Origin of the sequence: Luteimonas yindakuii, assembly GCF_004803715.2 — a bacterium.
In the GTDB taxonomy this organism is placed as follows: Bacteria; Pseudomonadota; Gammaproteobacteria; order Xanthomonadales; family Xanthomonadaceae; genus Luteimonas; species Luteimonas yindakuii.
The window spans coordinates 2,323,379-2,347,137 of the sequence record NZ_CP039383.2; the positions used below are offsets into that span (position 1 = coordinate 2,323,379).

General features: G+C 66.6%; 35 protein-coding genes and 1 pseudogene. 3 read left to right on the plus strand and 33 right to left on the minus strand.

The window, feature by feature from the left end:
- Positions 1–221: 221 nt before the first annotated feature.
- From E5843_RS10705 to E5843_RS10715, 3 genes are all read right to left on the minus strand, one after another.
- Positions 222–1,208, minus strand: a complete 987-nt coding sequence (locus E5843_RS10705; RefSeq protein ID WP_134673944.1) for a malate dehydrogenase — start codon at positions 1,206–1,208, stop codon at positions 222–224.
- A gap of 57 nt (positions 1,209–1,265) precedes the next feature.
- Positions 1,266–1,622, minus strand: coding sequence for a glutaredoxin family protein (locus tag E5843_RS14415; protein WP_243733049.1), 357 nt, complete (start codon positions 1,620–1,622; stop codon positions 1,266–1,268).
- A gap of 186 nt (positions 1,623–1,808) precedes the next feature.
- On the minus strand, positions 1,809–2,303 hold the full coding sequence (locus tag E5843_RS10715; protein ID WP_134673945.1) for a peptidylprolyl isomerase: 495 nt from the start codon (positions 2,301–2,303) through the stop codon (positions 1,809–1,811).
- Positions 2,304–2,486: 183 nt separating this feature from the next.
- Here E5843_RS10715 and typA point away from each other — a divergent pair, with 183 nt between their 5' ends.
- From typA to E5843_RS10730, 3 genes are read left to right on the plus strand one after another with little or no spacing between them, the layout of a single operon-like run.
- The gene (gene typA, locus E5843_RS10720) at positions 2,487–4,334 is read left to right on the plus strand and encodes a translational GTPase TypA (protein WP_136412632.1); all 1,848 of its coding nucleotides are present in this window, start codon (positions 2,487–2,489) and stop codon (positions 4,332–4,334) included.
- Positions 4,335–4,350: 16 nt separating this feature from the next.
- Positions 4,351–4,920: a 2'-5' RNA ligase family protein gene (locus E5843_RS10725; protein WP_141065984.1), complete on the plus strand. Its 570-nt coding sequence runs from the start codon at positions 4,351–4,353 to the stop codon at positions 4,918–4,920.
- The gene (locus E5843_RS10730; protein WP_141065985.1) at positions 4,917–5,417 is read left to right on the plus strand and encodes a DUF2127 domain-containing protein; all 501 of its coding nucleotides are present in this window, start codon (positions 4,917–4,919) and stop codon (positions 5,415–5,417) included. The genes E5843_RS10725 and E5843_RS10730 overlap by 4 nt, the downstream gene beginning before the upstream one ends.
- Positions 5,418–5,426: 9 nt before the next feature.
- Here E5843_RS10730 and E5843_RS10735 read toward each other — a convergent pair.
- From E5843_RS10735 to rpsJ, 30 genes and pseudogenes are all read right to left on the minus strand, one after another.
- Positions 5,427–6,573 (minus strand): annotated as a pseudogene (locus E5843_RS10735) (mechanosensitive ion channel family protein).
- Between the two features lie 97 nt (positions 6,574–6,670).
- Positions 6,671–8,065, minus strand: coding sequence for a class II 3-deoxy-7-phosphoheptulonate synthase (locus tag E5843_RS10740; RefSeq protein ID WP_166432741.1), 1,395 nt, complete (start codon positions 8,063–8,065; stop codon positions 6,671–6,673).
- A gap of 50 nt (positions 8,066–8,115) precedes the next feature.
- Entirely contained in the window at positions 8,116–8,625 is a 510-nt protein-coding gene (locus E5843_RS10745) for a disulfide bond formation protein B (RefSeq protein WP_136413090.1), read from the minus strand.
- Positions 8,626–8,754: 129 nt separating this feature from the next.
- On the minus strand, positions 8,755–9,141 hold the full coding sequence (gene rplQ / locus E5843_RS10750; RefSeq protein ID WP_134673950.1) for a 50S ribosomal protein L17: 387 nt from the start codon (positions 9,139–9,141) through the stop codon (positions 8,755–8,757).
- A 269-nt stretch (positions 9,142–9,410) separates the two neighbouring features.
- A complete protein-coding gene (locus E5843_RS10755; RefSeq protein WP_134673951.1) occupies positions 9,411–10,409 on the minus strand; it encodes a DNA-directed RNA polymerase subunit alpha in 999 nt (332 codons plus the stop codon).
- 161 nt (positions 10,410–10,570) lie between these two features.
- Positions 10,571–11,203 (minus strand): 30S ribosomal protein S4, encoded by a 633-nt coding sequence (gene rpsD, locus E5843_RS10760; protein WP_134673952.1) that lies wholly within the window; start codon positions 11,201–11,203, stop codon positions 10,571–10,573.
- A gap of 14 nt (positions 11,204–11,217) precedes the next feature.
- Entirely contained in the window at positions 11,218–11,610 is a 393-nt protein-coding gene (gene rpsK, locus E5843_RS10765) for a 30S ribosomal protein S11 (protein ID WP_024891209.1), read from the minus strand.
- Positions 11,611–11,619: 9 nt separating this feature from the next.
- Entirely contained in the window at positions 11,620–11,976 is a 357-nt protein-coding gene (gene rpsM, locus E5843_RS10770) for a 30S ribosomal protein S13 (RefSeq protein WP_100322026.1), read from the minus strand.
- 323 nt (positions 11,977–12,299) lie between these two features.
- Positions 12,300–13,661: a preprotein translocase subunit SecY gene (secY, locus tag E5843_RS10775; protein ID WP_134673953.1), complete on the minus strand. Its 1,362-nt coding sequence runs from the start codon at positions 13,659–13,661 to the stop codon at positions 12,300–12,302.
- Positions 13,662–13,781: 120 nt separating this feature from the next.
- Entirely contained in the window at positions 13,782–14,225 is a 444-nt protein-coding gene (gene rplO / locus E5843_RS10780) for a 50S ribosomal protein L15 (protein WP_134673954.1), read from the minus strand.
- A 5-nt stretch (positions 14,226–14,230) separates the two neighbouring features.
- Entirely contained in the window at positions 14,231–14,428 is a 198-nt protein-coding gene (rpmD, locus tag E5843_RS10785; protein ID WP_100322023.1) for a 50S ribosomal protein L30, read from the minus strand.
- Positions 14,421–14,957 (minus strand): 30S ribosomal protein S5, encoded by a 537-nt coding sequence (rpsE, locus tag E5843_RS10790; protein ID WP_134673955.1) that lies wholly within the window; start codon positions 14,955–14,957, stop codon positions 14,421–14,423. The genes rpmD and rpsE overlap by 8 nt, the downstream gene beginning before the upstream one ends.
- A 153-nt stretch (positions 14,958–15,110) precedes the next feature.
- Positions 15,111–15,464, minus strand: a complete 354-nt coding sequence (rplR, locus tag E5843_RS10795) for a 50S ribosomal protein L18 (protein ID WP_134673956.1) — start codon at positions 15,462–15,464, stop codon at positions 15,111–15,113.
- An 86-nt stretch (positions 15,465–15,550) separates the two neighbouring features.
- A complete protein-coding gene (gene rplF, locus E5843_RS10800) occupies positions 15,551–16,081 on the minus strand; it encodes a 50S ribosomal protein L6 (RefSeq protein ID WP_136412636.1) in 531 nt (176 codons plus the stop codon).
- Positions 16,082–16,094: 13 nt separating this feature from the next.
- Entirely contained in the window at positions 16,095–16,490 is a 396-nt protein-coding gene (rpsH, locus tag E5843_RS10805) for a 30S ribosomal protein S8 (protein WP_134673958.1), read from the minus strand.
- Between the two features lie 192 nt (positions 16,491–16,682).
- On the minus strand, positions 16,683–16,988 hold the full coding sequence (rpsN, locus tag E5843_RS10810) for a 30S ribosomal protein S14 (RefSeq protein ID WP_134673959.1): 306 nt from the start codon (positions 16,986–16,988) through the stop codon (positions 16,683–16,685).
- Positions 16,989–16,998: 10 nt separating this feature from the next.
- The gene (gene rplE / locus E5843_RS10815; RefSeq protein ID WP_134673960.1) at positions 16,999–17,541 is read right to left on the minus strand and encodes a 50S ribosomal protein L5; all 543 of its coding nucleotides are present in this window, start codon (positions 17,539–17,541) and stop codon (positions 16,999–17,001) included.
- Between the two features lie 11 nt (positions 17,542–17,552).
- Positions 17,553–17,870: a 50S ribosomal protein L24 gene (rplX, locus tag E5843_RS10820; protein ID WP_100322016.1), complete on the minus strand. Its 318-nt coding sequence runs from the start codon at positions 17,868–17,870 to the stop codon at positions 17,553–17,555.
- A 15-nt stretch (positions 17,871–17,885) separates the two neighbouring features.
- The gene (gene rplN / locus E5843_RS10825; protein WP_134673961.1) at positions 17,886–18,254 is read right to left on the minus strand and encodes a 50S ribosomal protein L14; all 369 of its coding nucleotides are present in this window, start codon (positions 18,252–18,254) and stop codon (positions 17,886–17,888) included.
- A gap of 15 nt (positions 18,255–18,269) precedes the next feature.
- Positions 18,270–18,536 carry a 30S ribosomal protein S17 gene (gene rpsQ, locus E5843_RS10830; protein ID WP_100322014.1) on the minus strand — a complete coding sequence of 89 codons (267 nt, stop codon included), beginning with the start codon at positions 18,534–18,536 and terminating at the stop codon, positions 18,270–18,272.
- 11 nt (positions 18,537–18,547) lie between these two features.
- Positions 18,548–18,751: a 50S ribosomal protein L29 gene (rpmC, locus tag E5843_RS10835; RefSeq protein ID WP_134673962.1), complete on the minus strand. Its 204-nt coding sequence runs from the start codon at positions 18,749–18,751 to the stop codon at positions 18,548–18,550.
- Positions 18,751–19,164: a 50S ribosomal protein L16 gene (rplP, locus tag E5843_RS10840; RefSeq protein ID WP_100322012.1), complete on the minus strand. Its 414-nt coding sequence runs from the start codon at positions 19,162–19,164 to the stop codon at positions 18,751–18,753. Before rplP ends, rpmC begins: the two co-directional genes overlap by 1 nt.
- Before the next feature lie 3 nt (positions 19,165–19,167).
- Entirely contained in the window at positions 19,168–19,905 is a 738-nt protein-coding gene (gene rpsC / locus E5843_RS10845) for a 30S ribosomal protein S3 (protein ID WP_134673963.1), read from the minus strand.
- A 1-nt stretch (position 19,906) separates the two neighbouring features.
- Complete coding sequence (gene rplV / locus E5843_RS10850; RefSeq protein WP_100322010.1) at positions 19,907–20,242, minus strand: 50S ribosomal protein L22; 336 nt, start codon at positions 20,240–20,242, stop codon at positions 19,907–19,909.
- A 10-nt stretch (positions 20,243–20,252) separates the two neighbouring features.
- Complete coding sequence (rpsS, locus tag E5843_RS10855) at positions 20,253–20,522, minus strand: 30S ribosomal protein S19 (RefSeq protein WP_100322009.1); 270 nt, start codon at positions 20,520–20,522, stop codon at positions 20,253–20,255.
- Between the two features lie 6 nt (positions 20,523–20,528).
- Positions 20,529–21,356, minus strand: coding sequence for a 50S ribosomal protein L2 (gene rplB, locus E5843_RS10860; RefSeq protein ID WP_134673964.1), 828 nt, complete (start codon positions 21,354–21,356; stop codon positions 20,529–20,531).
- A 44-nt stretch (positions 21,357–21,400) separates the two neighbouring features.
- Complete coding sequence (rplW, locus tag E5843_RS10865) at positions 21,401–21,700, minus strand: 50S ribosomal protein L23 (RefSeq protein ID WP_100322007.1); 300 nt, start codon at positions 21,698–21,700, stop codon at positions 21,401–21,403.
- Positions 21,697–22,302: a 50S ribosomal protein L4 gene (gene rplD / locus E5843_RS10870; RefSeq protein ID WP_136412638.1), complete on the minus strand. Its 606-nt coding sequence runs from the start codon at positions 22,300–22,302 to the stop codon at positions 21,697–21,699. Before rplD ends, rplW begins: the two co-directional genes overlap by 4 nt.
- A gap of 12 nt (positions 22,303–22,314) precedes the next feature.
- Positions 22,315–22,968, minus strand: a complete 654-nt coding sequence (gene rplC, locus E5843_RS10875) for a 50S ribosomal protein L3 (protein ID WP_136412639.1) — start codon at positions 22,966–22,968, stop codon at positions 22,315–22,317.
- A 10-nt stretch (positions 22,969–22,978) separates the two neighbouring features.
- Positions 22,979–23,290: a 30S ribosomal protein S10 gene (gene rpsJ / locus E5843_RS10880; protein WP_047137645.1), complete on the minus strand. Its 312-nt coding sequence runs from the start codon at positions 23,288–23,290 to the stop codon at positions 22,979–22,981.
- Positions 23,291–23,759 lie beyond the last annotated feature (469 nt).

Genomic DNA, 23,759 nt, shown 5'->3' on the forward strand with positions numbered 1-23,759 from the left:
GCCCGTCGGGGGCGCAAGGGGATGCCCGGAGCCGGCCATGGATGACCGGCGACGGCCGTGGGAGCTGGACGCGGACTTCGGCCGGCTGGGCATTCCCCTGCGGCCGCGACAGGCCTTGGACTCCCATGGGGACCCGCCCGCGGCGAATACAAAAAAGGACAGCGGCATTCGCCGCTGTCCTCCTGTGCTCCGTCGCCGGCACCGAGCCGGCTGCTCCGGCATCAACCCAGCAGATGCGCCACGCCGCTGCGCTCTTCCTCGAGCTCGGCCAGCGTCCTGTCGATGTACGTCCGGCTGAAGTCGTCGATCGGCAGGTCACGGACGATCGTGTACTGGCCGTTCTCGGTGGTCACCGGGAAACCGAACATCACACCTTCCGGGATGCCGTAGCTGCCGTCGGAGGGCACGCCCATCGTCACCCACCTGCCGTTCGAGCCCAGCACCCAGTCGCGGACGTGGTCGATGGCGGCATTGGCGGCCGACGCGGCCGACGACAGCCCGCGCGCCTCGATGATCGCCGCGCCGCGCTTGCCGACCGTCGGCACGAAGGTGTTGGCATTCCACTCCTGGTCGTTGATCGCATCGGCGATCGACGCACCGTCGGCGGTGGCGAAGCGGTAGTCGGGATACATGGTCGGGCTGTGGTTGCCCCACACGACGAGCTTCTCGATGCCGCCGACCGGCTTGCCGAGCTTCGTGGCGAGCTGGCTCAGCGCGCGGTTGTGGTCGAGGCGCAGCATCGCGGTGAAGTTCTGCGGCTTCAGGTCCGGCGCCGATTTCATCGCGATGTAGGCGTTGGTATTGGCCGGATTGCCGACCACCAGCACCTTGACGTCGCGCGAGGCGACCTTGTTCAGCGCCGCGCCCTGCGCCGTGAAGATCTTCGCGTTCTCCAGCAGCAGGTCCTTGCGCTCCATGCCCGGGCCGCGCGGACGCGCGCCGACCAGCAGGGCGATGTCGGCATCCTTGAACGCGACTTCCGGATCATCGGTGCCGACCATGCCGGCCAGCAGCGGGAATGCGCAGTCCTCGAGTTCCATCATCACGCCCTTGAGTGCGGCCTGGGCCTTCTCCATGGGCAGTTCGAGCATCTGCAGGATGACCGGCTGATCCTTGCCCAGCATTTCGCCGGAGGCGATGCGGAACAGCAGTGCGTAGCCGATCTGGCCTGCGGCCCCGGTGACGGCGACTCGGACGGGGGTCTTCATTGCGTGGGAATCCTCTGGTTGCAGTGGGGAGTTGCAGTCGAAAAACGGGCGCGCGCGTCAGTACACGCGGTAGCCGAGTCGGGTGAGGCCGCGATCGAGCTCGGTGGTGTCGTAGCCGTGCACGACCTGCTGGCCGATGATGGTGGTCGGCACGCCGCGCACGCCCATCGCCTGCATCGCGCGGTCGCCTTCCGGCGTGTCGACGTCGAGCACGCGGTAGCGCACGCTGGCACGCTCGAAGTCACCCTGTTGCTTGCGGCAGTAGCCGCACCATTCGGCGGCCAACATCACGATGCGGTCGTCGCCGGTGGTGATGCGTGGATCATCAGGGTGCAATGCGGGTTCCGCATCGCCCTGGAAGTGGTGCCAGGCGCCGGCCGCGGCGAGCAACAGCAGCAGCACCGGCCAGCGCACCGATCAGCCCCGCAGCGGGCGCGCGGCCCGCGATGCGCCCGCACGTGCGTGGTGCGCACATGGGCGGGTGGCGATGGACGGAATCGGCTGCGGCATCGGGGGCCCTGGAAGCCAGCCGCGGCGGGTGCCGCGGGCCGGCGATTTTAACATCCGGCGGGGCGGGGACGCCCGGCCGGACCGGCGCACTCAGGCGGCGAGGATCTTGTTCCACTCGGCCACGCGGTCGGCCTTCGCCGCCAGCGCAGCGTCGGCATCGCCGTCGATCTTCACCGACTTGATGGCGTCGCCCTGCTTCACCGCATCGACCACGTCCAGGCCTTCCACGACCTTGCCGAACACGGTGTGCTTGCCGTCCAGCCAGTCGGTCTTGATGTGGGTGATGAAGAACTGGCTGCCGTTGGTGTTCGGGCCGGCATTCGCCATGGAAAGCACGCCGCGGTCGTGCTTCACGCCGTTGTCGGTCTCGTCCTCGAAACGGTAGCCGGGGCCACCGCGACCGCTGCCTTCGGGGCAACCGCCCTGGATCATGAAGTCGGCGATGACGCGGTGGAACGAGAGGCCATCGTAGAACCCGCGACGGACGAGGTTGACGAAGTTGGCGACGGTGAGCGGCGCCTTTTCAGGCAGCAGCTCGACCTTGATCTGGCCGCGGTCGGTATCGAACAGAGCGTGGAGGGACATGGGAGGATTCCTTCGGTGGGGTGGCGAGGGACGGCGGCGCTGGCCGCGCCCGGGTGAAAGATGAATGCCGCCATCGGGACGCCCTGCAGCATCGACGGCACTGCCGGTATATGATACCCGGCTTCCCTCCCACGAGCCCCGCGCCCTGCCCCGCAACGGCGCCCGCTCCACTGTGCCCGCCATATGTCCATCGAACGCTTGCGCAACATCGCCATCGTCGCCCACGTCGACCACGGCAAGACCACCCTCGTCGACCAGCTGCTGAAGTCGTCCGGAACCCTGGACGAGCGCGCGGTCGTTCCCGACCGGGTGATGGACAGCGGCGACATCGAGAAGGAGCGTGGCATCACCATCCTCTCGAAGAACACCGCGATCCGCTGGACCCATCCGCAGACCGGAGAAGTCTGGCGCATCAACATCGTCGACACCCCCGGCCACGCCGACTTCGGCGGCGAGGTCGAGCGCGTGCTGTCGATGGTCGACTCGGTGCTGGTGCTGGTCGATGCGATGGACGGGCCGATGCCGCAGACCCGCTTCGTGACCCAGAAGGCCTTCGCGATGGGCTTCAAGCCGATCGTGGTGGTCAACAAGGTCGACCGCCCGGGCGCGCGCCCGAGCTGGGTGCTTGACCAGACCTTCGACCTGTTCGACCGCCTCGGTGCCAACGACGACCAGCTCGACTTCCACACCGTCTACGCATCCGGCCTGCAGGGTTATGCGGGGCTGACCGAAGACGTGCGCAGCGGCGACATGACCCCGCTGTTCGAGGCCATCTGCGAGCACGTGCCGGTACCGCCCGTCGATCCGGACGGCCCGTTCCAGATGCGCGTGACCTCGCTGGACTACAACAACTACGTCGGCGTGATCGGCATCGGCCGCATCCAGCGCGGCAAGGTGAAGACCAACCAGCAGGTGACCGTGGTCGCCGCCGATGGCAGCCGCCGCAATGCCAAAGTGCTGCAGGTGCTCGGCTTCATGGGGCTGGAGCGCGTCGAGGTGGCCGAGGCGCAGGCCGGCGACATCATCGCGTTCTCGGGCATCGAGGGCCTGGGCATCTCCGACACCCTGTGCGATCCGTCCACGGTCGAACAGCTGCCGGTGCTCAAGGTCGACGAGCCCACCATCTCGATGACCTTCCAGGTCAACGACTCGCCCTTCGCCGGCGTCAAGGACCGCTCCGGCGGCAAGTTCCTCACCAGCCGCCAGCTGCGCGACCGCCTCACCCGCGAGACCGCGCACAACGTCGCGCTGAAGGTCGAGGACACCGCCGATGCCGACAAATTCAAGGTCAGCGGCCGCGGCGAGCTGCACCTGTCGATCCTGATCGAGAACATGCGGCGCGAAGGCTACGAGCTCGCGGTGTCACGTCCGGAAGTCATCGTCCGCGAGGTCGATGGCAGGATCGAAGAGCCCTACGAGGCGCTGGTCGTCGACATGGACGAGCAGTTCCAGGGCGGCGTCATGGGCCGCCTTGGCGAGCGCAAGGCGCTGCTGCAGAACATGGAACCCGACGGCAAGGGTCGCGTGCGCCTGGACTACATCATCCCGGCGCGCGGCCTGATCGGCTTCCAGACCGAGTTCAAGACGCTGACCGCCGGTACCGGCCTGCTCTTCCACGTGTTCGACCATTACGGCCCGAAGGCCGATGGCGACATCGGCCAGCGCAACAACGGCGTGCTGATCTCCAACGGCACCGGCCCGTCGCCTGCGTACGCGCAGATGGCGATGCAGGAACGCGGCCGGTTGTTCATCGAGCCGGGCGAGGAGATCTACGAGGGCCAGATCGTCGGCATCAACGCCAAGGACAACGACCTCACCGTCAATGCCCTGCGTGGCAAGCAGCTGACGAACTTCCGCGCCTCGGGCAAGGACGACGACGAAGGCCTGATCCCGGCGATCAAGTTCTCGCTGGAGCAGGCGCTCGAGTTCATCGACGACGACGAGCTGGTCGAAGTCACGCCGAAGGCGATCCGCCTGCGCAAGAAGCACCGCTCCGAGGTCGAGCGCAAGCGCGCCAGCCGCGCCGCCTGATCGCGGCGCCACGGCCGTGAGTGACTTCATCGCCTGGCTGCCGGATGCCGACACGCTCGATGCGCTGGAGGCACTGTGCGCGGCATTGCCCGGGGCGTTCCCGGCGATGCCGCCGCTGCAGGTGCGCCGGCGCGCGCAGCTGCACATGACGCTGCGCTACCTGGCCGAGGGTTTGCCGGAGGACCCGGCCCGGCTCTACGCCGCACTTGCCGCCGTGGCCGCGCGCGCGCCGCGGCAGGCACTCCAGCTGGAACGCGTTGAAATCTGGCCGGCGGCGGCGGTATTCGTGGCACGGCCCGCGCCGTCGCCCGCACTGGACACGCTGTTCGCCGACCTGGAGGCCGTTGCGGTGGCCTGCGGGCATGCGCCGGAACCGCGGCAGCCGATGCCGCACGTCACCCTGGCCTATTTCCCGCGCGGACAACACGACCAGGGCCTGCCGGAGGCGCCGGGCCTGCTGCCGTTGCCAATCGATGCCTGCCTGGGAAGCCTGTCGATCGCACGCACGGCGCACGGTGGCTACGACAACCTGCACTGGTGGCCGCTTGCGGAACCGCCCTGCCCGTATTCCGGACCGGAGGCATGATGGGTGCCGGATCGTCGGTGGAAGTGGGCGCTGGCACGACACCGGCATCGCCGGCGACGCAGTTGCGCGCGGTGGCGGTGTTCGAGGCCGGCAAGGGTGTGGTCGCCCTGCTCGCCGCCGGCGCGCTCGGCTGGTTCGGCGCGCCGCGGTTGCAACAGGGCGTGGAATCGGTGGCCGCGGGCATCGGCGCGCCACTGGACGGCGACCGCGTCGCCTGGCTCGCGCGCGCCCTCGACGGCGGCACCCTCGATCTGGTGCTGGCGGTACTGCTGGTCTACGCCGTGCTGCGCTTCATCGAAGCCTGGGGCCTGTGGCGTGCGCGGGGATGGGCGTCCTGGCTGGGCTGCATCGGCGCGGCGATGTACGTGCCGATCGAGGTGTGCGAGCTCTGGCGCCATCCCGGCTGGCTGCCGGCCATCGTGCTGGCGGTCAACCTCGCCGTGGTCTGGGTCCTTGGCCGCGACTGCCTGCGGCGCATGCGCGCCCTGCCCGGCTGACCATCCGCGCTAGGGCGCAGGCGACGCATGCGGCGAGCCTGCAGTGTCGTCGCCACCGGCCGCTCCCTCCTCCGCAGGCCCGTGGGCGTCCCGGTCGCTACGCGCCATCGCCAGTGAGCCGCCCAGCTCGGTGCGCCGCCGCGCCAGCGCCTGCGGGTGTTCGCGACGCAGGAACTCCATCATCCGTTCGCGCACCGCGGCGCGCAGGTCGTAGTCGTCGCCGGAATTGCGTGCGCTCACCAGCAGCCGCACCTTCATCGCATCCGGCAGCAGGTCGTCGACATGCACCACGCAGACGCGGCCGTCCCAGCGCGGGTCTGATTCGCAGATCCGCTGCAATTCATCGCGCACCGCCTGCAGCGGGGTGCCGTGGTCGAGCCAGACGAACACCGGCCCGAGGATCTCCGCGCTGGTGCGCGTCCAGTTCTGGAACGGGTTCTCGATGAACCACTGCAACGGCACCACCAGCCGGCGCTGGTCCCAGATCCGCACCACCACGTAGGCACTGGTGATTTCCTCGATGCGGCCCCACTCGCCTTCCACGATCACCACGTCGTCGAGGCGGATCGGCTGGGTGATGGCGATCTGCAGGCCGGCAATGAGGTTGCCGAACACCGGCCGCGCGGCGAAGCCCGCGACGACACCGAGCAGGCCGGCCGATGCCAGCAGGGCCCGCACCGACCTGGCGGATGGTCGGGAACGTCATCAGGATCAGCGCCAGGCCGACCAGCATGATGCCGATCTGCACCGCGCGGCCGATCACCCGGGTCTGGGTCTGGATGCGTCGGGCGTGCAGGTTGTCGGCCACGTCGACGGGGTGCCGCGCGACGATCCGGCGTTCGATGGCACCGACACCCCGCACCAGCGCCCAGGTCACGCAGGCCGCCCCTCCCACACCGAGCAGGTGCTGGATGCGCGCGATCCACTCGGCCGGCAACGGGGTCGCGGCGACGGCAAGGCTGAGGAACAGCAATGGCAACGCAAGGGCCGCCGGTGCCGCGATCGCGGCGAAGATGCGCGCCCATGCGCGGTCGGCACGCGCACGTGCCCGCCGCGCCGCGGCAAGCAGCAGCCGGCGCACGACCAGGCCGATCGCAAGCGCGACCACGACCGGCCATGCGGTCGCGGCAACAAGGTCCCAGTCGTAGTCAGGCATGCAGGATTCCGCGGCGGATCAACCGCGAATCATGCTTGCGCGTCCGTCGACGCAGGGTCGATGGCCCGGCGCAGCTGCGCGTCGCAGCCGGATTGACTCAGCGCACGATCGGCTGCGCCAGCGAGCCCTGCTTGCGCACGATGGCGATCGCGATTTCCAGCGCCTGCTCGTAGTTCAACCGCGGATCCACCGCTGAACGGTACGCACGGCCGAGGTCGACTTCGGTGAGCTCGCGCGCGCCACCGATGCATTCGGTAACGTCCTCGCCGGTCAACTCGAGATGGACACCACCCAATCGGGTGCCGGCGGCCGCGTGCAGGTCGAAGGCCTGCTCGAGCTCGTTGCGGATGCGTTCGAAGCGACGGGTCTTGTAGCCGTTGCTGGTCGATTCGGTATTGCCGTGCATCGCATCGCAGATCCACAGCACGCGCCGGCCCTCGCGCTTCACTGCATCCAGCAGCGGCGGCAGCTTGTCCGCGATCTCGCGATCGCCCATGCGATGGATCAGCCCCAGCCGGCCGGGTTCGTCATGCGGGTTGAGCACGTCGATCAGCCGCATCAGCTGGTCGGGGGTCACGGTTGGCCCGACCTTCACCGCGATCGGATTGCGGATGCCGCGGAAGTATTCGACGTGGGCACCATCAAGCGCGGCGGTGCGCATGCCGATCCATGGGAAGTGCGTGCTGAGGTTGAACCAGCCCCACTGCCGCGGCACCTGGCGGGTGAACGCTTCCTCGTACGGCAGCAACAGCGCTTCGTGCGAGGTGTAGAAGTCGACGCGATTGAGGTTGTGGACCTCGCTGCCCGACAGCGTCTCCATGAAGCGCACGGCGTCGCCGATGCTCGCGACCATGTGCTGGTATTCGGCGGCCAGCGGCGAATGCCCCATCCAGCCGAGGTTCCAGTATTCGGGGTGGTGCAGGTCGGCGAATCCGCCGTCGATCAGCGAGCGGGTGAAGTTCATCGTCAGCGCGGAGCGCGCGTGTGCCTTCACCATGCGCCGCGGATCGGGCGCGCGGTCCTGCGTGGTGAACGCCGGGCCGTTGATCATGTCGCCGCGATAGCTCGGCAGCGTCACCCCGTCGCGCGTTTCCGTATCGGTCGAGCGCGGCTTGGCGTACTGGCCGGCGAAGCGACCCACGCGCACCACCGGCAGGCGCAGGCCATGCACCAGCACCAGGCTCATCTGCAGCAGCACCTTGAGCCGGTTGGAGATGACCTCCGAGGTGCAGTCGGCGAAATTCTCCGCGCACTCGCCACCCTGCAGCAGGAAGCGCTTGCCGTCCTGGGCCTCGGCGATCTGCTGCTTGAGGGCGAGGATTTCCCACGACGTCACCAGTGGCGGCAGGGCGCGCAGCTCCTCCTGTACGACGGCGAGCGCCTCGGCATCGGCATAGCGGGGCATCTGCAGGCCCGGGCGCGCACGCCAGCTGTCGGGCTGCCAGTCGTCAGCCAGCTGCACCGGCATCAGGTTGCGTTCGGGGGGAGACATCGGAGGTCCGTCTTACATGGACACCCATGATGCCAGAGCGCGGCAGCGCGTCAATTTCGCCGGGAGCTGCGCCGCAAGGCGGCGTACAGCACCCACGCCGCCAGCAGGACGAACCACAGCAGGCTCCACGCCGGCATCGACAGGCCCAGGAAGGTCCAGTCGACGTTGCCGCAATCGCCGGTGCCGGTCATGACGCGGCGGATCAGGCTGGTGGTGGACAGGGTGTCGCGCAGGAACTCGAACGGCGGCCCGCAGGCGGGGATTTCCGGCGGATTGAGCTGCAGCCAGGTATGGCGGCCGGCGATTGCCGCGCCCACGGCAGCAGCGGCCACGGCGAGCACCGCCCAGACCCGGCGCCAGGCCGGACGCCGCGGCGCGGCCAGGCCACCCGCCAGCAGCACGATGCCGAGGGCGATGAAGGCGAACCGCTGGAAGATGCACAGTGGGCAGGGGTCCAGACCCCATTGCAGCTGCGAGAAGATCGCGAATCCGACCAGTGCAAAGCACACCGCGGATGCGGCGAGGAACTGGGCCCGGAACGACCAGGCGAAAGGATTGATGGCCATGGTTGCCCTGTTGGCGGGGACGCGCGTGCGCGGCGGAGGCCGCCAGCGAGGAAGCGCCGCACCATAACAAAAAACCCCGGTCGGGACCGGGGTTTTTCAGCAGTCAGCAGGCGGAGGCCTGCATCACTCCGCGTCGGCGACGGCACCCGCCTGCGGGCGGTCGACCAGTTCGACGTACGCCATCGGCGCGTTGTCACCGGCGCGGAAACCGCACTTCAGGATGCGCAGGTAACCGCCCGGACGGGCCTGGTAGCGCGGGCCCAGCTCGACGAACAGCTTGCCCACCGCTTCCTTGTCGCGCAGGCGCGCGAAGGCGAGGCGGCGGTTGGCAACGCCATCCACCTTGGCCATGGTGATCAGCGGCTCGGCGATGCGGCGCAGTTCCTTGGCCTTGGGCAGGGTGGTCTTGATCAGTTCGTTCTTGAACAGCGATGCCGCCATGTTCTTGAACATCGCCTCGCGATGGGCGCTGGTGCGGTTGAACTTGCGGCCGGCTTTCTGGTGGCGCATGGGTCGGATCCTTCAGGTCTGAATGTTGGGTCTGTGGGTTGCGTTGGCGCCGTCATGGCGTTGGAACCTGGACTGCGGATGGTCCGTGCCGGAACTCCGTCCCCGGCGGCGTCGCGTGCCTTGTGGCCGTCGACATGGTGTTGCGGTCTGTATCCGGCTGCGCCCGGAGGCACAGCCGCTGTTGCTTCGATGATCCAGCGGTGCCCGTGCCAGCACGGACGCCGCGTGCCCGGCCGATGCCCTGATCAGGCACCGGCTGGACGAGCCGATCAGCCGAGCATGCCGTGGCTGGCGACACCGGCCGGCGGCCAGTTCTCCAGCTTCATACCCAGCGAGAGGCCGCGCTGCGCCAGGACTTCCTTGATCTCGGTCAGCGACTTCTTGCCGAGGTTCGGGGTCTTGAGCAGTTCGACTTCGGTCTTCTGGATCAGGTCGCCGATGTAGTAGATGCTCTCGGCCTTGAGGCAGTTCGCCGAACGCACCGTCAGCTCGAGATCGTCGATCGGACGCAGCAACAGCGGATCGACGCCGGCGGTCTGCTGCTTCGCCGCACCGCGGTCGCGGTTGGTGAAGTCGCCGAACACCGAAAGCTGGTCGGTGAGGATGTCGGCGGCGGTGCGCACGGCTTCCTCGGCATCGATGGTGCCGTTGGTTTCGATGTCGAGCACCAGCTTGTCGAGGTCGGTGCGCTGTTCGACGCGGGCGGCCTCGACCTCGTACGCCACGCGGCGCACCGGCGAGAACGACGCGTCCAGCATCAGCCGGCCGATGGTGCGGGTCTCTTCGTCCGGACGACGACGGGCGGCGGCCGGCTGGTAGCCGAAGCCGCGCTCGATCTTCAGGCGCATGTTGATCGCTGCATCCTTGGTCAGGTTGCAGATCACGTGCTCGCCGTTGATGATCTCGACGTTGTGGTCGGTCTTGATGTCGGCAGCGGTGACGACACCGGCGCCGGACTTCGCCAGCGACAGCGTGGCGCTCTCGCCGGTGCCCATGCGGATGGCGACATCCTTGAGGTTCAACAGCACCTCGAGCACGTCTTCCTGCAGGCCTTCGATGGCGCTGTACTCGTGCAGCACGCCGTCGATCTCGACTTCGGTGATGGCGAAGCCGGGGATGGACGACAGCAGCACGCGACGCAGGGCGTTGCCGAGCGTATGGCCGTAGCCACGCTCCAGCGGTTCGATCACGACCTTGGCACGATTGCCGGCGAGACGCTCGATTTGCGGAGCGCGCGGGCGCAGGACCTGGTTGGCAGTAACCGTCATTAGATAGCTTCTCCTGCGGTGCCCGCGTCATTGCGACACGGACGAGGCTCTTGGAGCCCCCTTTCGACAAGGGGGCGGCCGGCGCCAAAGGCGCCGGCCGGGGGTGGGATTGCTTCGCGCCGGAGGAAGGCCACCGGCGCCGGTGGCGATACGCCCCGGGCTTACTTCGAGTAAAGCTCGACGATCAGCGCTTCGTTGATGTCGGCCGGCAGGTCGCCACGGGCCGGAACGGCCTTGAACACACCGGCGAACTTGCTGGAGTCGACCTCGACCCACGACGGCGACAGATCCATCTGCGAGGAGACCTCGAGGGCTTCCTTCACGCGAAGCTGCTTCTGGGCCTTCTCCGACAGCGCGATCGCGTCGCCGGCCTTGACCTGGTACGACGGCAGGTTCACCGGCTTGCCGTTCACCGTGACGCCGCGATGCGACACCAGCTGGCGCGCGGCCGGACGGGTCACCGCGAAGCCCATGCGGTAGACGACATTGTCCAGGCGGGTCTCGAGGAGCTGCAGCAGGTTCTCACCCGTGTTGCCCTTCTTGGTGGTCGCCTTCTTGTAGTAGTTGCGGAACTGACGCTCCAGCAGGCCGTAGATACGCTTGACCTTCTGCTTTTCACGCAGCTGGGTGGCGTAGTCGGACAGCTTGCCCTTGCGGGTGTTGGTCGCGCCGTGCTGGCCGGGCTTCTGCTCCAGCTTGCACTTGGAATCCAACGCACGCGTCGGGCTCTTGAGCGACAGGTCGGCGCCTTCGCGGCGCGCGAGCTTGCAGGTAGGACCGATATAACGAGCCATTTCTTATCGCTCCCTTAGACGCGACGCTTCTTCGGCGGACGGCACCCGTTGTGCGGGATTGGCGTCACGTCGATGATGTTGGTGATCTTGTAGCCGACGTTGTTCAGCGAACGCACGGCGGACTCGCGACCCGGGCCGGGGCCCTTGATGCGCACTTCCAGCGACTTCACGCCGTAGTCGAGCGCAGCGCGGCCAGCCTTTTCGGCGGCAACCTGGGCAGCGAACGGGGTCGACTTGCGGGAACCGCGGAAACCCGCGCCGCCCGAGGTCGCCCACGACAGCGCGTTGCCCTGGCGGTCGGTGATGGTGACGATGGTGTTGTTGAAAGAAGCGTGGACGTGGGCGACGCCATCGGTGATGACGCGCTTGATCTTCTTCTTGGTCTTGGTAGCAGCCGGCTTTGCCATGTCGATTCCTTACTTCCTGATGGCCTTGCGCGGTCCCTTGCGGGTCCGGGCATTGGTCCGGGTACGCTGGCCGCGCAGCGGCAGGCCGCGGCGGTGGCGCAGGCCACGATAGCTACCCAGGTCCATCAGGCGCTTGATCGCCATGCCCGTCTCGCGGCGCAGGTCACCCTCCACCACGTACTTGCCGATCTCCGAGCGCAGGCGCTCGACTTCCGGCTCGGTCAGGTCGACGATCCGGGTCGTCTGGTCGACACCCGCGGCGTCGCAGACCTTCTTGGAACGGGTACGGCCGATGCCGTAGATACTCTGAAGCCCGACCCAGACATGCTTCTGGGCAGGCAGGTTGACGCCCGCAATACGCGCCATGACGCGATCTCCAACTGGTTAGGCGGCCGGACCCATGCGGGCGCACGGCGCAGTGAACACGAAATTGTATCAAAGTCCCGGCTTGTCAGGAAGCCCAGGCCAACAGCGGCCAGGACTCCGGCATGGGGAGTGTGCCCATGCTCCGGCGAAGGCCCAGGACTGGTTGCCGGCGCAAGCGCCTGCGACCCTCCCTGCCACTCAAGCAGGGAACCGGCCCTGGACCACCCGTGCGCGGGACTGCCGCCGGGTCGCCCATCCGGACCGGGACGAAGCCCCGGTCCATGCAGGCCGCCGAAGCAGCCCGCGTGCGATCTGTGTTGCCGTCAGCGGGCGCTCAGCCCACCGCCGCGGCCACCCTTCAGGTTGGCCTTCTTCAACAGGCTCTCGTACTGGTGCGACATCAGGTGGGCCTGCAGCTGGGCGATGAAGTCCATCACCACCACCACCACGATGAGCAGCGAGGTGCCGCCGAAGTAGAACGAGGTGCCCAGCTCCGCCCGCAGAAACTCGGGCAGCAGGCAGACGATGACCAGGTAGGTCGCACCGGCGGCGGTGAGCCGCGTCAGCACGCCGTCGATGTAGTCGGCGGTGGCCTTGCCGGGGCGGATGCCCGGGATCAGCGCGCCCGACTTCTTCAGGTTGTCGGCGGTTTCCTGGCTGTTGAACACCAGTGCCGTGTAGAAGAACGCGAAGCCCGCGATCAGCCCGGCGTACAGCAGGATGTAGAGCGGCTCGCCCGGCGACAGCGCCTGCGCAGCACGCTGCAGCCAGTTGGCCGAGCCGGCCTGGCCGAACCAGGTCGACACCGTGGCCGGGAACATGATGATCGACGAGGCGAAGATCGCCGGGATCACGCCCGCCATGTTGAGCTTGAGCGGCAGGAACGAGCTCTGGTTCATGTACGCGTTGCGGCCACCCTGGCGGCGCGCGTAGTTGACCGTGATCCGGCGCTGGCCGCGCTCGACGAACACCACGAAGTAGACGAACAGCAGCACGATGGCCGCGATCAGGATCACCGCGATCGGGCTGATGTCGCCGTTGCGCGCCTGCTCGAAGGTGCTGATGATCGCGCCCGGGATACCGGCCACGATGCCCGCGAAGATGATCAGCGAGACGCCGTTGCCGATGCCGCGCTCGGTCACCTGCTCGCCCAGCCACACCAGGAACATGGTGCCGGCGGTCAGCGCGACGATGGCGGTGAGCACGAAGCCCATGCCCGGCTGGTAGACGACCTGGATGCCGCTGCCGGCGCCCTGCGACTGCAGCGCCATCGCGATGCCGGCCGACTGGAAGATCGCCAGCGGGATCGCGCCGATGCGCGACCACTGGGTGATCCGGCGGCGACCGGACTCGCCTTCTTTCTGGATCGCCTTCAGGCTGGGCACGATCTGCACCATCAGCTGCATGACGATCGATGCCGAGATGTACGGGATCACGTTCAGCGCGAACAGGCTGAAGCGCTCCAGCGCACCGCCCGAGAACATGTTGAACATGTCGACGATGGTGCCCTGCTGCTGCTCCATCAGGCGCAGCATGGCGTCCGGATTGACGCCCGGGACCGGGATGTAGCAGCCGATGCGATAGACCAGCAACGCACCGAGGACGAACAGAAGGCGCTGGCGCAGCTCGGTGAACTTGCCCATGCCCGCGCCGAGATTGCCCATTGCGCTACCGCTGCGTGACATCGAATGCTCCGTTGTGCCGATCTGACCGCACGTGACTGTGACTCGAAACTTGCATGCCCTCGGCCACGACGACGGCCGCCCTTACCGGGCGGCCGCGTTGCTGCGAGTGGCGCTGCCGGCTCAGGCCGACAGATCCTCGACCGTGCCGCCAGCGGCTTCGATCGCCGCGCGCGCACCGGCCGTGGCAAGCACGCCCTTGAGCACGAGCTTCTTCGAAAGCTCACCCTTCTTCACGATCTTGGCGCGCTTGGCCGTCGACGGCACCAGCTTCGCGGCGCGCAGCGCGGCGAAGTCGATCTCGCCTTCCAGGCGGTCGAGCTGGTACAGCATCACTTCGGCGGTGTCGCCCTTGGTGCGCGAGCGGAAGCCGACCTTCGGCAGGCGCATGTGCATCGGCATCTGGCCGCCTTCGAAGCCGGCCTTGATCTTGCCCTTGCCCGAACGCGCGAACGAACCCTTGTGGCCACGGCCGGCGGTCTTGCCGAGGCCGGAACCGATACCGCGGCCGACGCGCTTGCGGTCGGCACGGGCGCCCTCACCGGGCTTGAGTGTATTGAGCTTCATCTGGATTACTCCTCGACCCGGACCAGGTAGTGGACCTTGTTGATCAGGCCACGCACCTGGGGGCTGTCCTTGAGTTCGCGGACATCATTGAGCTTGTTCAGGCCGAGAGCCCGAACCGAGAGACGGTGCTTGGCCTGCGAGCCGCGCAGGCCCTTGACCAGGCGCACCTTGACGGTGCCGTTGCCGGCTTCGTTCTTAGCCATGGAAGATCTCCTCGACCTTCTTGCCGCGCTTGGCCGCGATCTTGCCCGGCGACTGCATCGACTCAAGGCCGCGGACCGTGGCACGCACGAGGTTGATCGGATTGCGCGAACCGACGGCCTTGGCCAGCACGTCCTTCACGCCAACGGCTTCGAGCACGGCGCGCATCGCGCCACCGGCGATCACGCCGGTACCCTCGGACGCCGGCTGCATGAACACGCGGGCAGCGCCGTGACCGGCCTTGACCGTGTGGAACAGCGTGCCGCCGTTGAGGTCGATGTTGCTCATGTTCTTGCGGGCGTATTCCATCGACTTCTGGATCGCGACCGGCACTTCGCGCGCCTTGCCGTAACCGAAGCCGACGCGGCCGTTGCCGTCGCCCACCACCGTCAGTGCGGTGAAGGTGAACTGGCGACCGCCCTTGACCGTCTTGCTGACACGGTTGACCGTGATCAGCTTCTCGATCATGCCGTCGTCCATCTCCTCGCGGTCGCGGCGGTCGCGGCCCCGGGATTCTCTTTCGTTTGCCATGTTCTATGTCCTGATTGGGGAATATGTACGGCTCGTGGCCGCTTATGGTTGTTGGGCTGGAGCGGTGCAGCACCTGTCCGTGCAGAAGACGGAGGGCGCCCGGCGTAGGACCACGCCGGCGGCGGTGGCCCGGGACAGGCCCGGGCCGGTGGATCAGAACTGCAGGCCACCCTCGCGGGCGGCATCGGCCAGTGCCTTGATGCGACCGTGGTAACGGTAGCCCGAGCGATCGAAGGCAATCTTCTCGACGCCGGCGGCACGCGCCTTCTCGGCGATCGCACGACCGACCTTGGCGGCGGCTTCGATGTTCTTGGCGCTGGTCAGGCCGTCGCGCACGTCGGCCTGGGTGGTGCTGGCCGCGGCCAGAACCTTCGAACCGTCGGCGCTGAACAGCTGTGCGTAGACGTGCTGGCCGGTGCGCAGCACCGACAGGCGCGGCATGCCGAGTTCGCGGATGCGCGAGCGGGTGCTCTTGGCGCGGCGCAGGCGGGCGTTCTTCTTGTCCATGGTGGTTTCTCTCTAGGAAGCGGATCGACGCGGCTTTTCCGTTGCAGGCCCGGCCTTGACAGGCGGGACGCTGCGCGGGAACCGGCTTATGCCTTCTTGGCTTCCTTGCGGATGACGGTCTCGTCGGAGTACTTCACGCCCTTGCCCTTGTAGGGCTCCGGCGGACGGAATCCGCGAATCTTGGCGGCAGCCTGGCCCACGGCCTGCTTGTCGGCGCCGCTGATCAGGATTTCGGTCTGGGTCGGGGTGGTGATCGACACGCCTTCCGGCGCCTGGAACACCACCGGATGCGAGAACCCCAGCGCCAGGCTCAGGTCCTTGCCCTGCATGGACGCGCGGTAACCCACGCCGACCAGCTCGAGCTTGCGCTCGAAGCCCTGCGACACGCCGTGCACCATGTTGGCGAGGATCGAGCGCAGGGTGCCGGTGATGGCCATGTGCGAAGACGGGTCGACCGGCGACAGCACGGCCTGGCCGTCCTCGACCCTGATCTCGACGCCTTCGGGCTTGGCGGTGGTCAGGGCGCCCTTCGGGCCCTTCACGCCGACGAAGTCGGCCTGGATATTGAGTTCGACGCCCTGCGGCAGGGCGATTGGCTTCTTGGCGACGCGAGACATGATCCGTTCTCCCTTATGCCACGAAGCACAGGACCTCGCCGCCGACGCCATGCTGGCGTGCCTGCGAGTCGGTCATGATGCCCTTCGAGGTGGAAATGATGGCGATGCCCATGCCGTTGAGGACCTTGGGCAGCTCGTCCTTGCCACGGTACTGGCGCAGGCCGGAGCGCGAGAAGCGCTGCATGCGCTCGATGACCGGACGGCCGGCGTAGTACTTCAGCTCGATCTGGAGATCGGCCTTCGCGCCGTTCTCGGTGACGCGGTAGTCGGCGATATAGCCTTCGTCCTTGAGGACCTTGGCGATTGCCGTCTTGATCTTCGACGACGGCATCTTCACCGTCGGCTTGCCGACCGCGGCCGCATTCTTCATGCGGACCAGCATGTCGGCGATGGGATCAGTCATGCTCATGAGTATTCACCTTTGAGTAGCACCGATATCCGCTTTCGCGAAATCTTGGGTTGTGCCCACCCCGTGCAACAGAGGCAGGGCCGGCCGCCTGCAAACGGCGGGTAGCCGGGCATTGTACAGCACGGAAACCGGTTGTGTACCGGCACCGTGCGATGACGCCAGTGCCGCCCGTCGCCGGACGGCCGTTGCGCTTTACCAGCTGGCCTTGCGCAGGCCGGGCACGTCGCCACGCATGGTCGCTTCGCGCAGCTTGTTGCGGCCGAGGCCGAACTTGCTGTAGACGGCGCGCGGACGGCCGGTCATGGCGCAGCGCGTGGTCTGGCGGGCCGGCGACGAGTCGCGCGGCAGCTTCTGCAGACGGGTGACCGCGTCCATCTTCTCTTCGTAGCTGGCCGTGTCGCCGGCGATGATCTTCTTCAGCTCATCGCGCTTGGCCGCGTACTTCTTCACCAGCTTGGCCCGCTTGACTTCGCGGTTGACCATGGAGGTCTTTGCCATAAGTGTTTCCTCAGTTCCGGAACGGGAAGCGGAAGGCCTCGAGCAGGGCCTTGGCCTCCGCATCGGTCTTCGCCGTGGTGGTGATGGCGATATCCATGCCGCGGATCGCGTCGACCTGGTCGAAGTCGATTTCCGGGAAGATGATCTGTTCCTTCACGCCCATGTTGTAGTTGCCGCGGCCATCGAACGAGCGGCCCGACACGCCACGGAAGTCGCGCACGCGGGGCAGCGAGACGTTCACCAGGCGGTCCAGGAACTCGTACATGTGGTTGCGGCGCAGGGTGACCTTGCAGCCGATCGGCCAGCCGTCGCGGATCTTGAACGATGCCACCGAGACGCGCGACTTGGTGACCAGCGGCTTCTGGCCGGAGATCTTCGCCATGTCGGCGGTCGCATTCTCGAGCACCTTCTTGTTCGCGGCAGCCTCGCCCACGCCCATGTTGAGCGTGATCTTGGTCAGCTTCGGGACTTCCATGATGTTGGCGTAGCCGAACTGCTCCATGAGCTTCGGCACCACCTCATCCTTGTAGAACTTTTCCAGACGCGTCGTCATTTCAACATTCCTCAGGCGTCAACCGCCTCACCGCTGGAGCGGAACACGCGAATGCGGCGTCCATCCTCCAGCACCTTGGTCCCGATGCGCTCGCCCTTGCCCGAGGCAGGATTGAACGGCATCACATTGGATACATGGATCGGCGCTTCGCGCTCGATCACGCCGCCTGGCTGGTTGGCCTGCGGGTTGGGCTTGGTATGGCGCTTGATGATGTTGACGTTGGACACGACGACCGTGTCGCCGATCACGCGCACCACGTCGCCTTTCTTGCCCTTGTCCTTGCCGGCGGTCACGATGACGTGGTCGCCCTTCTTGATACGGTTAGCCATTGTCTTGTCCTCCGCTCACAGCACTTCAGGTGCGAGCGAGACGATCTTCATGAACTTCTCGGAACGCAGCTCGCGCGTGACCGGCCCGAAGATGCGGGTGCCGATCGGCTCGTGCTTGTTGTTGAGCAGCACGGCGGCGTTGCCATCGAAGCGGATCAGCGAGCCGTCCGGACGGCGCACGCCCTTGCGGGTGCGGACGACGACGGCGTTGTACACCTCGCCCTTCTTCACCTTGCCGCGCGGGATGGCATCCTTGATGGACACCTTGATGACGTCGCCGATGCCGGCGTAACGGCGCTTGGAGCCACCGAGCACCTTGATGCACATCACTTCCTTGGCGCCGGAGTTGTCGGCCACGTCGAGGTGGCTTTGCATCTGGATCATGGTCAGCGCTCCTCGTTATTCCGCTGCGCGCGTGATGATTTCAACCACGCGCCAGTTCTTGGTCTTGGACATGGGCGCGATCTCCACCACGCGGACGGTGTCGCCCTCGTTGCAGGAATTGTCGGCGTCGTGGGCGTGCAGCTTGGTCGAACGGCGGATGTACTTGCCGTACAGCGCGTGCTTGACCTGCCGCTCGACCAGGACCGTCACGGTCTTGTCCATCTTGTTGCTGACGACACGGCCTTCGACCGTGCGCAGCTTCTTTTCGTTGTTGTCGGTCATCTCGGCCGTCCTCAGTTCTTCGCGCCAGCGTCGAGCTGGCCGATCACGGTGTGCACGCGGGCGATCTCGCGACGCACGCGACGGGCCTCGTGGCTCTTTGCAAGCTGGCCGGTGGCCTTCTGCATCCGCAGCGAGAACTGCTCCTTGTGCAGCTCGAGCAGGTGGGACTTGAGGTCGTCGACCGACTTCTCACGCAGTTCCTTGATCGTAGCCATCAGCGCACCGTCCGGGTCACGAATTGGGTGGTGACCGAAAGCTTGGCGGCGGCCAGGCGGAACGCTTCGCGCGCCGTCGCCTCGTCGATGCCCTCGATCTCGAAGATCATCCGGCCGGGCTGGATCTGGGCCACCCAGAACTCCACGCTGCCCTTGCCCGAGCCCATACGCACTTCGATGGGCTTCTTGGTGATCGGCTTGTCGGGATAGACGCGGATCCACATCTTGCCGCCGCGCTTGACGTGACGGCTGATGGTGCGGCGACCGGCTTCGATCTGGCGGGCGGTCAGCTGGCCGGTCTGCGTTGCACGCAGGCCGTACTCGCCGAAGCTCACGGCATTGCCGTTCCACGCCAGGCCGTCGTTGCGGCCCTTGTGCATCTTGCGGTATTTGGTTCGCTTGGGTTGCAACATGACTTAGTCCCTCGCCTCGCGGTCGCGGCGCGGGCCACGGCGGTCGCGGTCACCGCGATCACCACGCTCGCCACGCGGCGTGTCGTCCTGCTTCTCCTGGCCCACCTGGCTGAAATCGAAGATTTCGCCCTTGTAGATCCAGACCTTGATACCGATGACGCCGTAGGTGGTGTGCGCCTCGGCGAAACCGTAGTCGACGTCGGCGCGCAGCGTGTGCAGCGGCACGCGACCTTCGCGGTACCACTCCGAACGCGCGATCTCGGCGCCGTTGAGGCGGCCTGCGACGTTGACCTTGATGCCCAGCGCGCCGAGGCGCATCGCGTTGCCGACCGCGCGCTTCATCGCACGGCGGAACATGATGCGGCGCTCGAGCTGCTGCGCGATCGACTCCGCCACCAGCTGCGCGTCGAGTTCGGGCTTGCGCACTTCGGTGACGTTGATGTGCGCCGGGACGCCCATCATGTCGCTCACTTCCTTGCGCAGCTTCTCGATGTCCTCGCCACGCTTGCCGATCACCACGCCCGGGCGGGCGGTGTGGATCGTCACGCGCGCGGTCTTGGCCGGACGCTCGATCAGGATCTTGCTGATGCCGGCCTGGGCGAGCTTCTTGCGCAGCATTTCGCGGACCTTGAGGTCGGCGGCCAGGTAGTCGGCGTAATCCTTCTTGCCGGCGTACCACTTCGAGTTCCAGTCCTTGGAGATACCGAGGCGGATGCCGGTCGGATGAACTTTATGACCCATGTTACTTGCCCTCTCCGACGACGACGGTGATGTGGCTGGTCCGCTTCAGGATGCGGGTGCCGCGACCCTTCGCACGCGCCATGAAGCGCTTCAGCGTGGGACCCTCGTCGACCATGATGGTCTTGACCTTCAGCTCGTCGACATCGGCGCCCTGGTTGTTCTCGGCATTGGCGATCGCCGACTCCACCACCTTCTTGATCAGGTGGGCAGCCTTCTTGTCCGAGAACTTCAGCAGGTTGACGGCGCGCTCGGCCGGCAGGCCGCGCACCTGGTCGGCGACCAGGCGTGCCTTCTGGGCGGAGATGCGCGCACTGCGCAGGATTGCTTTCGCTTCCATTGTCATCTCCTTAACGCGACTTCTTGTCGCCGCCATGACCCTTGAAGGTCCTGGTCAGGGCGAACTCGCCGAGCTTGTGGCCAACCATGTTCTCGTTGACGAGCACCGGAATGTGGTTCTTGCCGTTGTGCACGGCGATGGTGAAACCCACCATCTCCGGCAGGATCATCGAACGACGCGACCAGGTCTTGATCGGCTTCTTGGTGTTGCTGCCCGCGGCTTCCACCTTCTTGACGAGGTGGTGGTCGACGAACGGGCCCTTCTTGAGTGAACGTGCCATGGCCGATTAGCTCCTGCGATCGCGCACGATGAACTGCTGCGTGCGCTTGTTATGGCGGGTCTTGTAGCCCTTGGTCGGAACGCCCCACGGGGTGACCGGGTGCGGGTTGCCCTGACCGGCCTTGGCTTCACCACCGCCGTGCGGATGGTCGACCGGGTTCATCGCCGCACCGCGCACGGTCGGCTTGACACCGCGCCAGCGCTTCGCGCCCGCCTTGCCCAGCTTCTCGAGGCTGTGCTCGTCGTTGCCGACTTCGCCGATGGTGGCGCGGCACTCGGCCGGCACCTTGCGCATCTCGCCCGAACGCAGGCGCAGCGTGGCGTAACCCTGCTCACGTGCGACCAGCTGCACGCCGGCACCGGCAGCGCGCGCGATCTGCGCACCCTTGCCCGGCTTCATCTCGATGCAGTGCACCGTCGAGCCGACCGGGATGTTGCGCAGCGGCAGCGTGTTGCCGACCTTGATCGGCGCATCACTGCCCGCGATCACCTGGTCGCCGGCCTTCAGGCCCTTGGGGGCGATGATGTAGCGGCGCTCACCGTCGACGTAGCACAGCAGCGCGATGTGCGCGGTGCGGTTCGGGTCGTACTCGATCCGCTCCACGCGCGCCGGAATGCCTTCCTTGTTGCGCTTGAAGTCGATGATGCGGTAGTGCTGCTTGTGGCCACCACCGATGTGGCGGGTGGTGATGCGACCGTGGTGGTTACGGCCACCGGTCTTGCTCTTCTTCTCGACCAGCGCAGCGTGCGGCGCACCCTTGTGCAGGTCGGGAGTCACCACACGGACCGCGGCGCGGCGGCCGGCGGAAGTGGGCTTGAATTTCATCAATGGCATGGGACTGGATCCTGTTTAGAGAAGTGCCGACGTATCGGACTTCGTCAGACCTTGGCCGTCATCACGTCGATCGACTGGCCTTCGGCCAGCGTCACGTACGCCTTGCGCCAGTCGCCGCGGCGGCCGGTACGAAAGCGGAAGGACTTGTTCTTGCCCTTCACGTTGACCACGTTGACCGCCTCGACCTTCACGTCGAAGAGCTTCTCGACAGCCGCCTTGATGTCGGCCTTGGTGGCGTCGACCGCGACCTCGAAGGCGTACTGGTTGGACACTTCCTGCAGTCGCGCGGTCTTCTCGGAGACGCGCGGCGCACGGATCACCTCATAGAGCTTGGCGTCGTTCATGCGAGCCACTCCTCGATCTTCTTGACCGCATCGGTCGTGATCAGCACCGTGTCCGCGCCGACCAGCGAGACCGGGTCCAGGCCCTGCACGTCGCGGACCTGCACGTACGGCAGGTTGCGCGCCGACAGGTACAGATGCTCCGACGCTTCCTCGGTGACGATCAGCGGGCGCTTGCCCAGATCGAAAGCCTTGAGCTTGGTGACCAGCGCGCTGGTCTTCGTCGCGTCGACGTCGAACGCATCAACGACCTTCAGACGGCCCTGGCGGTTGAGCTCGGACAGGATCGCCGACATCGCCGCGCGGTACATCTTGCGGTTGACCTTCTGCGCGAAGCTGCGCGGCTTGGCCGCGAAGGTCACGCCACCGCCGACGAAGATCGGCGCGGTCAGGGCGCCGTGGCGAGCGCCGCCGCCCTTCTGCTTCTTCGACTTCTTGGTGGTGCCGCGGACTTCGGAACGGGTCTTCTGGGCCTTGGTGCCCGAACGACCTGCGTTGCGGTAGGCGACCACAACCTGATGGACCAGGTCCTGGCTGAAGTCGCGTCCGAACACGTCGTCGGAGACCGACAGCTTCTCGTTGCTATTGGTGATGGTGAGTTCCATCGTCGTGACTCCTTAACCCTTGCTCGCAGGACGCACGATCACGTCGCCGCCTGGTGCACCAGGCACCGCGCCCTTGATCGCGATCAGGCCACGCTCGGCGTCGATCTTGATCACTTCAAGGTTCTGGGTGCTCTGGACGTCGGCGCCCATGTGGCCGGACATCTTCTTGCCCGGGAACACGCGACCCGGGGTCTGGCGCTGGCCCAGCGAACCGGGCGAACGGTGCGACAGCGAGTTACCGTGCGTCGCGTCGCCCATGCTGAAGTTCCAGCGCTTGATCGTGCCCTGGAAGCCCTTGCCCTTGGTGACGCCCTGGACGTCGACCAGCTGGCCGACCTCGAAGATGTCAGCCTTGATCTCGCCGCCAATGGCGAAGTCGGCGATGCGGTCGTCCTCGACGCGCAGCTCCCACAGGCCGCGGCCGGCTTCGACCTTGGCCTTGGCCAGGTGGCCGGCCTCGGGCTTGTTGATCAGCGACGCGCGCTTGTGGCCCACGGTCACCTGCACGGCGCTGTAGCCGTCGGTATCCGTGGTCTTGATCTGGGTGATCCGGTTCGGGGTTGCTTCGATCAGGGTCACCGGCACGGAGTTGCCGTCCTCGGTGAACACCCGGCTCATGCCGGCCTTGCGACCGACGATACCCAGCGAATATTTCTTCGCAGTCATCTCAGTGGCCTCAGGTCAGCTTGATCTGGACGTCGACGCCGGCCGCGAGCTCGAGCTTCATCAGCGCGTCAACGGTCTTGTCGTTCGGATCGACGATGTCCAGCACGCGCTTGTGCGTGCGGGTCTCGTACTGGTCGCGCGCGTCCTTGTCGACGTGCGGCGACGTGAGGATGGTGTAACGCTCGATCTTGGTCGGCAACGGAATCGGGCCGCGCACCTGGGCGCCGGTCCGCTTCGCGGTTTCGACGATCTCGCTGGCCGAGCGATCGATCAGGCGATGATCGAAAGCCTTGAGCCGGATCCGGATCTTCTGGTCCGTCATGACGGATTTTCCTCTGTTGGAAAGCACGCACCCTGGAATGCGGGCTTTTGCGAGGGGACTCGCAAATTTAAAGAGCGACGGGCTCCGCGGCTGGGTGCGCGGGACCCCATGTGATCGATGACGTGCCGGACCATTCACCCGCGACCCGGCAGTACCCCTGAACAAACAAAGCAGGCCGGTTACCCGGCCCGCCCAGACGAGAAACGCAGACGCGACAACTCGCTCTTCCCTGTGTGCTCCGGACATTTCCGGAACGGGGAGAGCACTGCCTCGCGACATGTCCCTGTCTGGCGAAGACGAGGCGCATCCTGCACCTCTTTTCGCTGTTTCCGGCTTGCTTGAAGCGGCCGCCGGAAGTGGTCGAACATTCTAGCGGCATCCGCACCCGACTTGCAAGTGCGGATATCGACCGGTTACGAACGCGAGTGCGCCTGCAACCAGCGTGCACCCGAAGGCGCACGCGTGGATC

Excerpts from the sequence above, each read along its gene's own strand:
- E5843_RS10705 (WP_134673944.1), bottom strand. The coding sequence starts at position 1,208 with ATGAAGACCCCCGTCCGAGTCGCCGTCACCGGGGCCGCAGGCCAGATC.
- E5843_RS10715 (WP_134673945.1), bottom strand. The coding sequence starts at position 2,303 with ATGTCCCTCCACGCTCTGTTCGATACCGACCGCGGCCAGATCAAGGTC.
- typA (WP_136412632.1), top strand. The coding sequence starts at position 2,487 with ATGTCCATCGAACGCTTGCGCAACATCGCCATCGTCGCCCACGTCGAC.
- E5843_RS10730 (WP_141065985.1), top strand. The coding sequence starts at position 4,917 with ATGATGGGTGCCGGATCGTCGGTGGAAGTGGGCGCTGGCACGACACCG.
- E5843_RS10740 (WP_166432741.1), bottom strand. The coding sequence starts at position 8,065 with ATGTCTCCCCCCGAACGCAACCTGATGCCGGTGCAGCTGGCTGACGAC.
- rplQ (WP_134673950.1), bottom strand. The coding sequence starts at position 9,141 with ATGCGCCACCAGAAAGCCGGCCGCAAGTTCAACCGCACCAGCGCCCAT.
- E5843_RS10755 (WP_134673951.1), bottom strand. The coding sequence starts at position 10,409 with ATGACGGTTACTGCCAACCAGGTCCTGCGCCCGCGCGCTCCGCAAATC.
- rpsD (WP_134673952.1), bottom strand. The coding sequence starts at position 11,203 with ATGGCTCGTTATATCGGTCCTACCTGCAAGCTCGCGCGCCGCGAAGGC.
- rpsK (WP_024891209.1), bottom strand. The coding sequence starts at position 11,610 with ATGGCAAAGCCGGCTGCTACCAAGACCAAGAAGAAGATCAAGCGCGTC.
- rpsM (WP_100322026.1), bottom strand. The coding sequence starts at position 11,976 with ATGGCGCGTATTGCGGGCGTCAACCTGCCTGCCCAGAAGCATGTCTGG.
- secY (WP_134673953.1), bottom strand. The coding sequence starts at position 13,661 with ATGTCACGCAGCGGTAGCGCAATGGGCAATCTCGGCGCGGGCATGGGC.
- rplO (WP_134673954.1), bottom strand. The coding sequence starts at position 14,225 with ATGAAGCTCAATACACTCAAGCCCGGTGAGGGCGCCCGTGCCGACCGC.
- rpmD (WP_100322023.1), bottom strand. The coding sequence starts at position 14,428 with ATGGCTAAGAACGAAGCCGGCAACGGCACCGTCAAGGTGCGCCTGGTC.
- rpsE (WP_134673955.1), bottom strand. The coding sequence starts at position 14,957 with ATGGCAAACGAAAGAGAATCCCGGGGCCGCGACCGCCGCGACCGCGAG.
- rplR (WP_134673956.1), bottom strand. The coding sequence starts at position 15,464 with ATGGACAAGAAGAACGCCCGCCTGCGCCGCGCCAAGAGCACCCGCTCG.
- rplF (WP_136412636.1), bottom strand. The coding sequence starts at position 16,081 with ATGTCTCGCGTCGCCAAGAAGCCAATCGCCCTGCCGCAGGGCGTCGAA.
- rpsH (WP_134673958.1), bottom strand. The coding sequence starts at position 16,490 with ATGAGCATGACTGATCCCATCGCCGACATGCTGGTCCGCATGAAGAAT.
- rpsN (WP_134673959.1), bottom strand. The coding sequence starts at position 16,988 with ATGGCAAAGACCTCCATGGTCAACCGCGAAGTCAAGCGGGCCAAGCTG.
- rplE (WP_134673960.1), bottom strand. The coding sequence starts at position 17,541 with ATGACGACGCGTCTGGAAAAGTTCTACAAGGATGAGGTGGTGCCGAAG.
- rplX (WP_100322016.1), bottom strand. The coding sequence starts at position 17,870 with ATGGCTAACCGTATCAAGAAGGGCGACCACGTCATCGTGACCGCCGGC.
- rplN (WP_134673961.1), bottom strand. The coding sequence starts at position 18,254 with ATGATCCAGATGCAAAGCCACCTCGACGTGGCCGACAACTCCGGCGCC.
- rpsQ (WP_100322014.1), bottom strand. The coding sequence starts at position 18,536 with ATGACCGACAACAACGAAAAGAAGCTGCGCACGGTCGAAGGCCGTGTC.
- rpmC (WP_134673962.1), bottom strand. The coding sequence starts at position 18,751 with ATGGCTACGATCAAGGAACTGCGTGAGAAGTCGGTCGACGACCTCAAG.
- rplP (WP_100322012.1), bottom strand. The coding sequence starts at position 19,164 with ATGTTGCAACCCAAGCGAACCAAATACCGCAAGATGCACAAGGGCCGC.
- rpsC (WP_134673963.1), bottom strand. The coding sequence starts at position 19,905 with ATGGGTCATAAAGTTCATCCGACCGGCATCCGCCTCGGTATCTCCAAG.
- rplV (WP_100322010.1), bottom strand. The coding sequence starts at position 20,242 with ATGGAAGCGAAAGCAATCCTGCGCAGTGCGCGCATCTCCGCCCAGAAG.
- rpsS (WP_100322009.1), bottom strand. The coding sequence starts at position 20,522 with ATGGCACGTTCACTCAAGAAGGGCCCGTTCGTCGACCACCACCTCGTC.
- rplB (WP_134673964.1), bottom strand. The coding sequence starts at position 21,356 with ATGCCATTGATGAAATTCAAGCCCACTTCCGCCGGCCGCCGCGCCGCG.
- rplW (WP_100322007.1), bottom strand. The coding sequence starts at position 21,700 with ATGAACGACGCCAAGCTCTATGAGGTGATCCGTGCGCCGCGCGTCTCC.
- rplD (WP_136412638.1), bottom strand. The coding sequence starts at position 22,302 with ATGGAACTCACCATCACCAATAGCAACGAGAAGCTGTCGGTCTCCGAC.
- rplC (WP_136412639.1), bottom strand. The coding sequence starts at position 22,968 with ATGACTGCGAAGAAATATTCGCTGGGTATCGTCGGTCGCAAGGCCGGC.
- rpsJ (WP_047137645.1), bottom strand. The coding sequence starts at position 23,290 with ATGACGGACCAGAAGATCCGGATCCGGCTCAAGGCTTTCGATCATCGC.